The organism is Synoicihabitans lomoniglobus (assembly GCF_029023725.1).
GTDB lineage: Bacteria > Verrucomicrobiota > Verrucomicrobiia > Opitutales > Opitutaceae > Actomonas > Actomonas lomonigloba.
In genome coordinates, this window is record NZ_CP119075.1 from 2,827,430 (window position 1) to 2,841,935 (window position 14,506).

Genomic DNA, 14,506 nt, shown 5'->3' on the forward strand with positions numbered 1-14,506 from the left:
TACCACTCCCGTCGGCTCACCCCATCCGCCTCATGACCGCTTCCCCTCGCTTCCGCATGCTCGCTTTTCTCGCGAGTCTCCTGCTTCCGGTTCTGGTCCTCCCCGGACAATCCTCGTGGCAGCGGCACTGGCCGCTGGTCACTCGTCCCGGGCTCAACGACATCGCGACCGACGGCGAAAAATTTGTGGCCGTCGGTGCCGTCGGCACGGTGTTGACGTCAACCGACGGCCTCACCTGGCAGGCCGAAGACGCCGGCACGTGGGAGAGTTTGCAGAGCATCGCCTATCGCGGTGGCCAGTTCATCGCGAATGGTTCAGAGGGCACTTTGTTCTCTTCACCCGATGGGCTTGAATGGCACCAACGTTTAGGTGGCGGACGAGCGGATCAAAGTCACCCCGCCTTCGGCAACGGCGTCTACGTCACCAGCGGGCTCTGGCAGCAACGCTACGTGCTCCGGTCCACCGATGGCGCGACTTGGGAACAGGTCTCGATGTCCTTCGACCCGGGCTCCATCGTGTTCGGCACTGGCCACTTTTACGCCAACGCGGCCGAGGTCCCGGGCGTGCGTCAATCAACCGACGGCCGCAATTGGCAACTCACGGTCATTGATGGGGCGACGCACACGCCGGACACCTTTGCCCTGCCCGTTTCCGGCAATGGCGTGACCCTGATGGCCAGCTTCCGCCCCGACAATTCAATCGCGGCGTATTACCGCACCACCGACGGCGAAAACTGGGCTCTGCTCGAATCAAACCATGCCCTCGAATACGTCTATTTCTCCGATGGTTGGTTCTGGTCCCGTGAAGCGGGCACGGCCCAGGTCTTGCGTTCCTCTGATGGCTCAATCTGGGAGCCGCGCCCGGAAGCCGATTACGGGAACCGCCAACTCGCTCGCATCGGCGATATTCGCGTATGGGTGGGACCGGGGGCGATTCATCGATCAGTGGGTGAAGCGGACTGGGAACCGACCACCCGACCTTACGGAGCTCAGGCCGACGAACGCATCACCACCCACGCCCTGACCCATCACGACGGTCGCTGGGTGCACGCCCAGGGATTGACGTCGACCGATGCCGAGAACTGGGAGCCCATCACCTTCACCAACAATTCCTCCGACAATGGAAACGAAATCAAAAGCGCGTCTCATGCCGGCAACGCGTTTTACCTCACCAAGCCCTCAATTCATCAGGACGCCCGCGTTTACCGCTCCGAAGACGGTCAGATTTTTTCCCCGGTCGCCGACCTGCCCGGACTGATTCAAGCGGAAGTGGTTTACGCCAACGGCACCTATCTCATCGTCGGCACCGAAACGCGTGATTTGCACCGCTCGCTCGACGGCATCAACTGGATCACGCTGGCTCAAAATCAGCCTGCGAGTAGTCTCAGCGATGCCTCCAACGGGTCTTGGGCTCGGCCCGGCAAACGCCTGCTGACCACGGATGGCACCACCTTCTTTTTGTTTGTTGAATCCGGTGGGCTCTTCACCTCGGCCGATGGCACCACGTGGACGCCAGTCAGTGAGAAGATCGCAAACCAATCCCGCCTCAACGTGCTGCGCTACGCCGATGGGTGGCTGTTGGCCGGCAGCGACGATGGCGTGCACACGTCCTCCGATGGCGGCAGCACGTGGACGACCTGGCCCCCTCCCCTCAGGCATATTCAATCGGTGGATCACGTGGACGGTCGCATCATCGCAATGGGCCATGACCGCCACAACTACGGGTTGGTATTCATGGCCACCTCATCGGACAATGTCGTGTGGAGTCGGTCAGCTTACGCGACCACGGGCGATATTCGTGGTCTGGTCAGCGTCGCCGGCCGGACGTTCGCGACCATGGGCGGCAACACGTGGGTCAGCCGGGCCGGGCAAGGTCCGCAAATCACCGCAACCCCACCAGCCGAAGCCGTGATCTTTGCGGGATTGTCTCCCGACCTCACGGTAGCGGCCACCGGCACGAGCCCGCTGAGCTACCAGTGGGCGCGCTACGGCATCGATATCGAGGGTGCCACTGCCGCCACCCTGACGACACCTCTCGAATCAAGCGAGGGACGCCATCTCCCGTTGACTGTGAAAATTTCCGACGGGGCACACACCACCTCCGTCTACTCCCTTCTCCGGGTCGCAGCCAACGAAGCCCCGGAAGCCCGGCACGAGACAGGCATCGCCACGGCGCGTATCAAGGACGCGAACGGCCCGGTTGCCTACCGCCTTTATGCCGACTTCAGCGGCGAGGAACTCACTTTCACATGGTATCGCGACGGCGTCCTAATGCCCGACGAATCGGAATACAGTCTGAGCGTTCCGATCAACGCCTTCACCATCGGTCACCACTACCGGGTCACGGCGACCAACCTCGCGGGATCCGCCACCAGCGAAGACTACCCCATCGAAGTGCCGGCAATCACCCTCGGCAACTGGATCGAGGATCGCGATCAAGACACTGGAGCTTTGATCCGTCTCGGCATCGAAAACACCCACGCCGGTCGCTATCAATGGCGTCGCAACGGCGTCCCCATACCCGATGCGACCTTGCCGTGGGTGAACCTGCAACAGCGGTATGGTCCGGATGAATTGTCGCTCAGCTCCGGCTTCTACGACGTATTGCTTTTCAACTCATTCGGCACGGTGCGCAGCGAAACCTATCGGTATCAACGCCCGGAAGACGCACCGTTGCCCACCGCTACCCCGCAGTATCCGTTCGCACCGCTCACACCTCCCCGCTTGGTCAACCTGTCCGTTCGCGGTATCACCGGTGCCGGCGAAGCCACATTGATCCCGGGATTTGTATTCGACCGCGACACGATCCTGACGACGGATACGCCCTACTCCTTCATCGTGCGCGCCGTCGGCCCGGGATTGACCGGATTCGGGATCGCAGACGCCATCTCCGATCCCACCCTCGCGCTGATCGACGCCAGCGGGACCACGCTCGCCCACAACGAGAAGTGGGCGGATAACCCGACCGATCTTACCGCGACCTTCGATCACGTGGGCGCATTCGCGCTGGCAAACGATTCTCACGATGCGGCCCTGCTGCACGAGCTGACCGCCGCTCCCGGCGCCGTCGTGCTCACCGCACCGGTCGTAGACTCGTCCGACGCCACTGGGGAAACCCTGGTGGAACTCTACGAACTTCCCGACGGAAACGGAACCCGTTTGACCAACCTTTCAACTCGCGGCCTGGTCACGCCCGACCGTCCCCTCACCGCTGGTTTCGTGATCTCAGGCGACGGTTCACTGTCCCTGCTCTTGCGCGCCGTCGGTCCCGCGTTGGAGGACTTTGGGGTGCAGCTTCCTGCACCGGACCCGCGCCTCGCGGTCTTTAATGCCGCCGGCGATTTGATCGCCGGCAGCGTCGTCCCCTACCCTCATTTCCCGTCCGACCTCGAGAACACCATCGGAGCATTTCCCATTGTGCCCGACAGCCGCAATGCCGGGCTCCTCGTCACACTCCCGCCCGGCGCCTACACCGTCCAAGCCCTCGACGACTTCGGAGGAATCGTTCTCTTGGAGGTTTATCCGTATGCAAACGTTTATGAGTCGGTCGAAATCCCCGATCTGGACGAAATGATCCCGCTATCAAACCAGCCCGACCCTTCCCTATAGGCACGAATCGGCTGCGCCCATCGGGCCGGGAGTTTGCGTCCGAAAAGGCATTGCCCGCCGCCGCCGGGCGCGCTTCGCTCGGCGCTCCCAATCCGTGCAGGTTTCGTTTATCATCCCCGTCTTCAATCAGTTGGCGCACACGCAAGCGTGCCTCGCCTCGCTGCGCGAACACGTCCCGGTCGAGATCGAGCACGAAATCATCTTGGTCGACGACGCCAGCGACGCCGAAACCCGGTCTTTCCTTGCCAGCCTCTCCGCCCCCGTGCGGGTGCAGCACAACGAATCAAATCAAGGCTTCGCCCGCTCCACCAATCGCGGGGCGGCTGTCGCCACCGGCACCTGGCTTTGCCTGCTCAATAACGATGTCGCGCTGACCACCGGAGCCATCGCCACGATGCTGGCCGTGCCCACGTCGCATCCCGATGCGGGTATCATCGGCAACATTCAGATCACGACCGACACCGGCGACGTTGATCACGCCGGCATCGACTTTGTTGACGGCGGCTACCCGCTCCACCGGCGCGGCGCGCTCGCCGACCTGCAAGCGCAGGGTGACGTCGTTGCTGTGCCGGCGGTGACCGCCGCATGTTGCCTGGTCAATCGCGCTTGGTTCACCGCTCTCAGCGGGCTCGACGAGCGTTACCGCAATGGTTTCGAGGACGTGGACCTTTGCCTGCGCGCCCGTGAAAACGGTTGGGGCATCTACGTCGCCACGCAAAGTGTGGTGCGGCACGCCGTATCACTCAGTGAGGGCCGCGGACGCCATGAATTTCGCAATGCGCAAAAGTTTCTTGATCGCTGGGGACCACGCACCGCCGCCATTGAGAAAGCCGAGCGCGAAGCCGCCGCGCGTCGTTGGCGCATGGCTCGCGCGCAAGCGGCAACGGGAGGTCCGCCCGCCGTGGTCGCGGCCCGACGAGCCCAACTCGAGGGTGAACAAATTCGCATGGCCCGCGCCGCCAGTTCCGCCGTGGTGTGGGTCGACTTACTGCGCATGGAATCGGGCGGAGCCAACGGGGGCATCAAACCGTTCCTGTTTTCGTTTCTACGCGAATTGGTCCAACTCCGCTGGGAGCCCCAAACCTACGTGCTGCTCATCCGTCCCGGGTTGGCGCACGAGCTCCAATTTCTGCGCTCGACCGATGCGTTGGCCATCCAGAGTCCGGACGGCTGGCGGCTGCAAACCAACGGCGACGGTGCCATCCCCCACTCGCTGGCTGAAATCGAAAAAGCGTTTCCACCGGAGGTGCTGTATTGCCCTTTCACCACATCGTCGTTTGCCCGACCCGGCTTGCCTATGGTCACCCTCATCGTCGACGCGCTCCATCGCGACCTGCCGTCCGCGCTGCCGATCGAGGAGGTCAATTTTCGCGAAGATGGTTTCAAACGCGCCATCGGTGCCGCCACGTGGGTGCAAACGCTGGCCCAACACGGCATCGATCGTTTGCAAGAACACTACGACGTGCATCCCGCTCGCTGCTTTCACACCTACGCGCCGGTGCACCAACGTCTCGAAGGCGCCACCGACGCCAGCGAACGCCCCAGCGAAATTCCCGCCGGACCGTTCTTTTTCTATCCGGCAAATTTCTGGCCGCACAAAAACCACGAGGTGGTGCTCACCGCGTATCAGCTTTATCGGCACAAAGCGGGAACCGATGCTTGGCCGCTCGTGCTCACCGGTCATCCCGACGCGCGCATGACCACACTTCGCGCCATGAGTGCAGCACTCGGACTCGACCAACATGTGCACTTCCTCGGCCACCTGCCCACCCCGGCGTTCGCCGCGCTGTGGCAACACGCCGGGGCCCTCGTTTTCCCATCGCTGCATGAAGGCTTCGGTATTCCGCTACTGGAGGCGTTTGAGAAAAAACTCCCGGTGCTGGCGGCCGAAACCTCCGTCTTGCCCGAGGTCGGCGGCGACGCCTGCGCGTGGTTTGATCCGCGCAGTCCGCACGCCCTCGCTGATGCCATGACCGTGCTCGCCGAGGACTCCGACCGCCGCGCCACCTTGGTGGAACTCGGCACCAAACGACTGAAGAAATTCTCCCTGCATTTCGAAGCCTGCCGTCTCAACCACTTCCTCCACGCCGCCGCGCGTGGTCTCGTGCCATGAAGATCGACCCGGTAGGGCGGTCTCGCCGAGACCGCCGCCAACATCACATCGGCTCCCACTCCTCTGATACGGCGCGCTCGGCGAGCACGCCCTACCTGCCATGAAGATCGGTCTCGATGTTGCCCAGACTTCCGCCGAACGCGCCGGGTGTGCGTGGTATGCCGATGCGCTCGCCCGTGCCATGGTGGCCCAAGGTCGCCCCCGCGGACACGAGTTCGTGCTGTATCACCAATTTGGTGACTGGATCAACGGTGAACCCGGCCACGGCACGTCGCTCACCGGCACCGGCATCGAAATGCCCATGCGCACACTGTTGCCCGTGCCAGCTCGCGCTTTGTGGCGGGAAATCGAAGCCGGTAACGCACCGCTGCCCGGTGCCCCCGATGTCGTCGTCGCCTCCAGTTTTCATGCGCCGAATCTACCCGGCGCCAAATTGATCTACGTGGTGCACGATTTGGTGTTCTGGACCCACCCGCAATTTGCCACCGATGCCACCCGCTTGGTCTGCCAACGCGAACTCGGACAGGCAATCGGTCGTGCGGCAGCGTTCCTGTTCGTGAGTGAGTCCACGCGCGCTGATTTCGAAGCGTTGTTTCCCGGTTGGTTGGACCGCAGTGGCATCCCCCACGCCATCGCTTCCGGCGCCAGTCGCTGGCCGACCGTCGAGGCCGCCGCAACGCGCGCCGCCGACGCTCCCTGGCTCATGGTGGGCTCGGTCGAACCGCGAAAAAACCACGCCTGCGTGCTCGACGCCTACGAAAGCTACCACGCCAGCGCGGAGTCTCCGCGCCCGCTGCGCATCGTGGGCGGTCGCGGTTGGCATTCGGAGAAGATCCATCAACGCATCGCGGAACTCGCCGGTCGCGGTCTTCCCATTATCTACGCCGGCTACGTGGACGATCGTGCATTGCGCGAAGCGTTTCGATCGAGTTTCGCGCTGTTACAACCCAGTTGGCACGAAGGGTTCGGCCTGCCGGTGTTGGAGGCGTTCAGTCAAGGCCTCCCGGTGATCGCAAGCGACGTCGCCAGCCTGCCGGAAGTCTCCGCCGGAGCGGCGCTACATTGTCCGCCGGATGATCCCAACGCCTGGACAACCGCCATGCTGAAACTCGATGGCTCCTCCGCAGAAATCGATCGTCTCACGCAAGCCGGCTTGAAGCGCGCAAGCGCCTATAGTTGGCAGAAAACCGCCCAAACCGTGCTTTCCCTCGCCGAGTCTCTCACCAAGTCTTCGCCTCCGGTTAAGCGGTGATCCGACTTTTTCGTGTATTTCGTGTGTTTCGTGGTTTCTAAATGCCTCCTCCCTTTTCGGTGAATATCCTTTTCGCAAACTACGGCGACTGCACGTCCAACAGCCTCAATCACATCGGGGCGTTCGCCAACGAGCTTACCCGGCGCGGGCATGCCTGCGTGGTCGGCGTGCCGGAAAAGCCCGAGACCATTGATCGTCTCGCTTCGCCCTTGTTTCCCGTGCGGCTCTTTGACGACCTGCTGGGCGAACTCCCCCACTTCCCCAATCGCCAGCCCGCCGACGTGGTCCATGCGTGGACGCCCCGCGAAAACGTGCGCGCTTTCGCGATGGCCTACCTCGCGCGCCACCCCGACGCGCGCCTGATCATCCATCTCGAAGACAACGAGGACCACCTCGCCGCTGCCTTCGCCCGACGACCTTCCACCGAATTGGCCGAGCTCAGCGACGCAGAGTTGCGCGATTTGCTGCCGACCAATCTTTCGCACCCCGTGCGCTCGCGCAACCTGCTGCGCATCGCCCACGGCGTGACGCACATTACAGAGCGGCTCGCGGAGTTTGTGCTCACCGGCGTTCCGCACCATCTGCTTTTGCCGGGACTGGAGATCGCCCCCGCGCCGACGGCGGCGGAAATCACCGCGACCAAGGAATCGCTGGAGCTGAAGCCCGGCGAAAAACTCATCGTCTACACCGGCAGCACGACGTTCGCCAATTTGGCCGACGTGCGCACGCTCACGCTCGCGGTGCGATTGCTCAATGAATCCGGCCAGCCCACGCGTCTCGTGCGCACCGGTCTCGCTCCGGCCGAGTATGCGGAGACGCTCAATCCGCTCGGCGGTGATTTTGTGACCGAGTTGGGATTCCTCCCCAAAGCCGATCTCCCCCGCCTGCTCGCCGCCGCCGATGTGTTGGTCCAACCGGGCGCGGCCGACGATTTTAACGCCTACCGACTGCCCTCCAAGGTGCCCGAGTTCATGTGGGCGGCTCGGCCGTTGATCATCCCCGCCACGAATATCGCGACCCACCTCCAGGACGGTAAGAACGCGTTGTTCCTGACCGCGTCGACACCGGAAGCGATCGCCGCCAAATGCCGTGAAGTCTTCGCCGACGATGATCTCGCCGCGCGTTTGGCCGCCGGCGCCCAAACCTTCGCTCACGCGCATTTCGATTTGGGCCAGAACACGGCAGGACTGCTGAAGTTTTATGAAGCCGCGCTGAAACGACCGCCGGTGTTTGGCGATGCGGCGCCGACCGACGATGAAACAGCTGTGCTCGTCGCGCGTCAGGATGCTGCGCTGGGACGCCGCGTGCATGAACTCGCCCGGGAAACGTCCGACCTGAAGGCCGAACTCGCCGCCGCGAAAGTTGAAGCCGCCCGACACGCCGCCAGCGCCCGCTACGCCGCCGCAAAGTTGCAGGCCGAAAAACACGTCACCGAAAACGTGCGCGCCGAGCTCAGTCGACGCACCGACGCGTTGCTGCCTGAGCTCACCAAACTGCGTCAGGAAGCCACCGATCTCCGCGACCTCACAACCCACAACGAAACCCAGCACCGCACCACCGTCCGCCAGCTCGAAGACCGCATCAATGCGCTAACGGCCAAGTTGGAGCGCGTCACGCAGTCCGGTTCCTGGCTCCTCACCGCTCCCTTCCGCGCGCTCCGGCGAACCTTGCTCGATCCGTTGGTGAAGCCCACGGCCTCCACCCCGACTTCCCCGACCGCAACCGCCGAACCGTCAACCGATACCAACGTCGAGGTTTCGATCGATCCCGGTCTGCCGCACTGCCTCGACGAACCAGCCGACTGGGCGGCGGTCCCCGCTGCGGGCCTCATGCGCGGCTGGGTCGTCGCGTCCGATCAGCAGGAAATCGTGCAAATGCGCATCATCGCTGGCGACCACGTGATCGCCGTCGATCACGGCGTGCCGCGCCCCGATGTCGCGGGTCTGCATCCGGGACATCCGTTTGCGGCCCATGCGGGATTTACCGCCGACTACACGCTGCCCGTCGGCTGGGAAGGCGAAACCGTTTTCGAGGCCCTCACCGCCGACGGCCAATGGCGTCGTTTCGCCGCTCGCCACACCCGCGTGATGAGCGATGACCCGTCCAATGTGCGGCGCGATTACCGCGCCTGGGTGCAACGCTACGACACCCTCAAGCTCGCCGATGCGATCAATCATCGTGCGCGCATCGAGGCCATGTCGCCAACGCAACGGCCCGTGATCTCGGTGTTGATGCCGGTCTATAACTCTCCGCGTCCGTGGTTGGTGCGCGCCATCGAATCGGTGCGCGAACAATACTATCCCAACTGGGAGTTGTGCATCGCCGACGACGCCAGCACCGAACCTCATGTCGCCGAAATTCTCCGGGACTACGCCAAGCGCGACGCGCGCATCAAAGTCGTCAGCCGCGAGGAGAACGGTCACATTTCCGCCGCCAGTAACTCCGCTCTGGCCATCGCCACCGGTGAGTTTTGCGCGCTACTCGACCACGACGACGAACTGCGACCGCACGCCTTGGCCGAGATCGTCTACGCCCTCGAAGCCAAGCCGGAGCTAGAGTTCATCTACTCCGACGAAGACAAAATCGACGAAGCCGGTCATCGCACCGATCCGTATTTTAAACCCGATTGGAATCCCGATCTGCTGCTGGGACAAAACTACACCTGCCATCTGTCGACGTTCCGGACGGAGCGGCTGCGCGCGATCGGCGGATTCCGCGAGGGGCTCGAAGGCAGCCAGGACTGGGATCTCACGCTGCGCGCCACGGCCGGGCTCGAGGCGACGAAAATTCATCACATCGCCAAGGTGCTCTACCATTGGCGCGCAATCCCGGGTTCGACGGCCCTCGTGATCGACCAGAAGGACGACTACCCGTTCAAAGCCGCGAAGCGCGCGCTGGCCGATCATCTCGCCACCGTCGGTGTCACCGCAGAGTTGATACCGGTCGAAGGCCGCCACTGGCGGATCAAATACCCGCTGCCGTCGCCCGCCCCCCGGGTCAGCGTGATCATTCCGACGCACAATGGTTACGAATTGCTACGCACCTGCCTCGATTCGCTGCGCGGCATCACCGCTTACCCCGCGATCGAAGTGATCGTCGTGAATCATCAGTCCGACGATCCCACGATACTGAAATACTTCACCGCGCTCCAAGCCGAAGGCGTGCGCGTGATCGACTACGAAGGCGTCTTCAACTTTTCGGCCCTTAACAACTTTGCCGCGCAGCACGCGCGGGGCGCGGTTTTGGCATTCTTGAACAACGATCTCGAAGTGATCGACAGCGCATGGCTCACCGAAATGGTCGCGCAGGCTTGTCGCCCCGGGGTCGGTGCCGTCGGCGCGATGCTCTACTACCCGAACGACACCGTGCAACACGCCGGTGTGATTCTCGGGATCGGTGGGCTCAATGGTTCGCCATCCGTGGCCGGCCACGCCTTCAAGGACGCCCAACGCGGCACGGACGGTCAGCGCAACCGATTGCGTCTGGTGCAAAATTATTCGGCGGTCACGGCGGCCTGTCTCGTGATTCGGCGAGCCGTGTTCGAGGAAGTGGGTGGATTCGATGCCGACAAACTCGCGGTCGCGTTCAACGACATCGATTTTTGTCTGCGTGTGCGCGCGGCAGGTTACTGGAACGTGTGGACGCCATTCGCCGAGCTTTACCATCACGAATCGGCCAGCCGCGGCGTGGAGGATTCGCCCGATAAACTCGACCGTTTCGCCGGTGAAATCGCCGTGATGCGGCAACGTTGGGCGCGCACGCTCGATCGCGATCCCGCCTACAACCCGAACCTGACCGGACTCTACGAGGATTTCACGCTGGCCACGCCGCCGCGTCCCTGACGGTTTTGCGACGCGCGCGCATGGCCACCTGGAATCGACTTCGACACCTCATCACCTGGACGGGACTCATCCTGTTCGTGGTCGGGGGTAAACTCTGGCTGATCGACACCACGGGCAGCAGCGTGCCGCGGTGGGACCAAGTTGATGGCGAAGGTGAATACGTGCTGCGACCATGGTCGGACGGGGAGTTTAAACTCATCGACGCGTGGAAACCGCACAACGAACACCGCATCGTTTACACCAAGCTCTCCACCCTCGGCATCGTGATGCTCAACGGCCAGTGGGACGCCTTTGTGCAAATGCTGGTCAATGCGGTGCTGCACGCGATGTTGCTGCCGTTTTTGCTGAGCTGGATTCGTCCGCGCGTGACCGGAATACAGTTCGCCCTGCTCGCGCTGGTGGGCACGGCGCTGTGGGTGCTGCCGATCGCGTGGGAAAACACCCTGCAGGGATTTCAATCTCAATTCTACTATCTTATTTGGCTGTCCCTGCTGCAGATTCGGGGTGTGTTCGGCTCGAATCGTTTCGATGCCCGCTGGATCGGTGGACAACTGTGCGGCTTGCTCGTGTTGGGTGCCATGGGATCGGGACTGTTGTCCTCGCTCGCGGTGGGCACCGTGGTGGGAGTGGAAATGCTGCGCTCGCGCTCAGCGAGCCGGTGGCAAATCACGACGCTGGCGCTCTCGGTGCTGTGGACGGTGCTCGGCTGGCTGTCGCGCACTCCGTTTCCGGGTCACGACCCGTTGCGGGTGAAATCGGTGGGAGAGTTCCTCGACGGCATGGCCCAAATCACTACGTGGCCCCTGCAAGGCTGGTTGCCCTGGGCACTGATTTTCGCGGCGCCCATGGTGATCGTGATGATCAGATTGATCCGGCAACGTGAGCGAGCCGCGTTCGAGCGGGAGTATTTGGGCATCGCCGCCTGGGTCACGTTGATCGTGGTGGCGACGGTGGTGTATCGCTACCATGGGGCGATTCTGTCGTCGCGTTACCTGGACCAGTTTTCCTTCGGTCTGATCCTGCAAGGGGTGGCACTCGCGTGGCTACCGCTGGCGAAGAAATGGCGCACCAGCCTGATGGTAGTGTGGACCATGGCAGTGGGATTTGCGCTCGTTCAAATCACCGAACGATTGGAGCGAAGCACGTTGCCCACCTACAAAGCGCGCGTCGACCAGCAGGAGACCCACGTCCGCCATTATCTGGCGACGCAGGATCCGAGTTATCTGCGCGACAAAGGCATGCACGACCTGCCCCACCCGTCTGGCGAGTTGTTGTTCCAACGGTGGCAGCATCGCGGCATTCAACTGATGATGCCGGCAGCAGTGCGGGAGCCCGTGCCCATCCCCGCGGCGTCCAATGACGTGCTCAACGGGTTGCCACCCCCGACCTATCCGGTGATCGCCGCATCCCCCGCCGGCACACAAACCGAACCGTGGACGTGGCGCAGTCCGCCCATGCCCGACAACACGCTCCCGGTGCTGCGCTTCCGCTTCACCGGCGCGCTGGGCGATCCGGATGCCGCCCTGTCGATGCGTATCGTGAGCGCGGAGGGCGATGTCACCGTTCGCCCCGACGGCCCGGCCCGCGGTCGTTGGCGCACGATCAATGTTTTCCGACCCGCCGGCGAATGGTGGATCGAGCTCACCGACGCGGACACTTTGGAGAGTTTCGCGCTGACTGCTCCAGTGGAGATGGGCTGGCTCTCTTGGGCGACCGAAAAGCTGCTGAAATTCCACGTCTGGATTCTCAGCGCGGGACTCACCCTCGTCGGAGGCGGGTTACTCGGTGCGGTGCCGGTGCTACGACGCCGCCAAAACGAATCGAGTTAGCTCGCGGCCGGCTTGATACCCCAGGCGTCGACCCACAGATCGCGCTCCCGCGTTTGCACGCCGGTAAATCCCGCGCGCTCCAAGTAGATCGTCAACTCCTGCGGCGTGGAGCACTTGGCGATGTGGGTCGGCCGCTCCAATGGTTTGAACGATTCGCAATGCTGCTGAAAATAGGCCCAGCCGTTTTCGGTCGTGATGCTGATGTTGTCGCAGAAGAAGCGACCGCCGGGACGCAGGATGCGCATCGCCTCCTGCACGTAACGGTAACGGTCCCACTCATCCAGGTGCATGAACACGACGGTCGAATAGACCACGTCGAACGACGCATCCGCGAGCGGTTGCAAATCATGGCCCGACACTTCGATGGCCTTGGCGTTGGCGTAGGATTCGAGACGGCGGTTGGCGTGGCTCACCATCGCCCCCGACGCGTCGCATCCCGTCCAGGTCTTCACGATTCCCGACAGGGCCTTGCCCACCCGACCGACCCCGCAACCGATTTCGACGAAGTCGTCGGTGGGGTTGATACCGACCGTGGCCCGCAGGACATTGATCGCGTGAACCGCGGTGGCATCGAGCTCGGCTTCATCGCGGGTGCCCCCGACGTAGAGAAAGGCTTCCTCCGGAGTCTGGGCGAGTTCGTTCCAAGTGTTTTTGTAGTCGGCGCGCGACGGCATGGTCGCGCAGCCCAACCGGGCGACGGCCCGGCGTCAACTCCCGTCGACAACCGAGCCTTGCCACTCCCGAAGGAGCGTGTTTCGGTGCGCTCCCCCGTCCTCTACTATGGCAAAGACTCTCCTCGTCACCGGCTCGTCCGGGCTCATCGGCTCCGAAGTTTGCACCTATTTTTCCCGCGAATTGGGATTCACGGTGCATGGAGTCGACAACAACCAACGCGCGGTATTTTTCGGCCCGCAAGGCGATACCCGCTGGAACCAGCAACGCTTGGCGGAGGGTTTACCGGGATTCGCCCACCATGAAGTCGACATCCGCGATCGCCCCGGCGTGCTCGCGCTACTGCAGGAAGTGAAACCCGACGTCATCGTGCACACGGCCGCGCAACCTTCGCACGACCGCGCCGCCGCAATTCCGTTTGACGATTTCGACACCAACGCGGTCGGCACGCTCAACCTGCTTGAGGCGACGCGCCAAGCCTGCCCGGAGTCGCCCTTCGTGCACATGAGCACCAACAAAGTCTACGGCGACGCGCCCAACCGCATCGCGTTGCAGGAGCTCGAAACTCGCTGGGACTACGCCGATGCCGCCTACGAACATGGCATCGCGGAGACGTTCTCGATCGATCAGTCCAAGCACTCCCTCTTCGGTGCCTCCAAAGTCGCCGCCGACGTGATGGTGCAGGAATACGGCCGCTACTTCAACATGCCCACCTGCTGCTTGCGCGGTGGTTGCCTCACCGGCCCGAATCACACCGGCGTCGAGTTGCACGGCTTTCTCTCCTATCTCGTGAAATGTAACCTCGAAGGCCGCGAGTATCGTGTCTTCGGCTACAAGGGCAAACAGGTGCGCGACAACATCCACTCCCTTGATGTGGCGCGGTTCATGGCCGCGTTTGTCAATGCCCCGCGCGTCGGCGAGGTCTACAATCTGGGCGGCGGCAAAGCCAACTCCTGCTCGATTCTCGAAGCCTTCAAAATCGCGGAGTCGTTCTCCGGTCAGGCTCAGAAATACACCTACGTGGACGAAAATCGCATCGGCGACCACATTTGCTACTATTCCGACCTCCGAAAGATGCGGGAACACTACCCGAATTGGGATATCTCAGTCTCACTAGAGGAAACGATCGGCCAGATTGTCGAAGCCTGGCGTAAGAGATCGCTGCAATAAATCCCGTTTTCACACGTTTC

General features: G+C 62.8%; 7 protein-coding genes. 6 read left to right on the top strand and 1 reads right to left on the bottom strand.

Going from position 1 to position 14,506, the window contains the following annotated elements:
- Positions 1-32: 32 nt before the first annotated feature.
- The 5 genes from PXH66_RS11100 to PXH66_RS11120 all read left to right on the top strand — a co-directional run bounded on the left by PXH66_RS11100 (position 33) and on the right by PXH66_RS11120 (position 12,644).
- Entirely contained in the window at positions 33-3,608 is a 3,576-nt protein-coding gene (locus tag PXH66_RS11100; protein ID WP_330931550.1) for a WD40/YVTN/BNR-like repeat-containing protein, read from the top strand.
- Positions 3,609-3,702: 94 nt separating this feature from the next.
- Complete coding sequence (locus PXH66_RS11105) at positions 3,703-5,721, top strand: glycosyltransferase (RefSeq protein ID WP_330931551.1); 2,019 nt, start codon at positions 3,703-3,705, stop codon at positions 5,719-5,721.
- A gap of 100 nt (positions 5,722-5,821) precedes the next feature.
- Positions 5,822-6,973, top strand: coding sequence for a glycosyltransferase family 4 protein (locus tag PXH66_RS11110; RefSeq protein ID WP_330931552.1), 1,152 nt, complete (start codon positions 5,822-5,824; stop codon positions 6,971-6,973).
- Positions 6,974-7,014: 41 nt separating this feature from the next.
- Positions 7,015-10,815, top strand: a complete 3,801-nt coding sequence (locus PXH66_RS11115; RefSeq protein ID WP_330932365.1) for a glycosyltransferase — start codon at positions 7,015-7,017, stop codon at positions 10,813-10,815.
- Positions 10,816-10,835: 20 nt separating this feature from the next.
- The gene (locus PXH66_RS11120) at positions 10,836-12,644 is read left to right on the top strand and encodes a hypothetical protein (RefSeq protein ID WP_330931554.1); all 1,809 of its coding nucleotides are present in this window, start codon (positions 10,836-10,838) and stop codon (positions 12,642-12,644) included.
- On the opposite strand, the gene PXH66_RS11125 is transcribed toward PXH66_RS11120, so the two are convergent.
- On the bottom strand, positions 12,641-13,318 hold the full coding sequence (locus PXH66_RS11125) for a class I SAM-dependent methyltransferase (RefSeq protein ID WP_330931555.1): 678 nt from the start codon (positions 13,316-13,318) through the stop codon (positions 12,641-12,643). The two genes, PXH66_RS11120 and PXH66_RS11125, sit on opposite strands and share 4 nt — an antisense overlap.
- Before the next feature lie 106 nt (positions 13,319-13,424).
- Here PXH66_RS11125 and PXH66_RS11130 point away from each other — a divergent pair, with 106 nt between their 5' ends.
- Positions 13,425-14,486, top strand: coding sequence for an NAD-dependent epimerase/dehydratase family protein (locus PXH66_RS11130; RefSeq protein ID WP_330931556.1), 1,062 nt, complete (start codon positions 13,425-13,427; stop codon positions 14,484-14,486).
- Positions 14,487-14,506 lie beyond the last annotated feature (20 nt).

Excerpts from the sequence above, each read along its gene's own strand:
- PXH66_RS11100 (WP_330931550.1), top strand. The coding sequence starts at position 33 with ATGACCGCTTCCCCTCGCTTCCGCATGCTCGCTTTTCTCGCGAGTCTC.
- PXH66_RS11110 (WP_330931552.1), top strand. The coding sequence starts at position 5,822 with ATGAAGATCGGTCTCGATGTTGCCCAGACTTCCGCCGAACGCGCCGGG.
- PXH66_RS11115 (WP_330932365.1), top strand. The coding sequence starts at position 7,015 with ATGCCTCCTCCCTTTTCGGTGAATATCCTTTTCGCAAACTACGGCGAC.
- PXH66_RS11120 (WP_330931554.1), top strand. The coding sequence starts at position 10,836 with ATGGCCACCTGGAATCGACTTCGACACCTCATCACCTGGACGGGACTC.
- PXH66_RS11125 (WP_330931555.1), bottom strand. The coding sequence starts at position 13,318 with ATGCCGTCGCGCGCCGACTACAAAAACACTTGGAACGAACTCGCCCAG.
- PXH66_RS11130 (WP_330931556.1), top strand. The coding sequence starts at position 13,425 with ATGGCAAAGACTCTCCTCGTCACCGGCTCGTCCGGGCTCATCGGCTCC.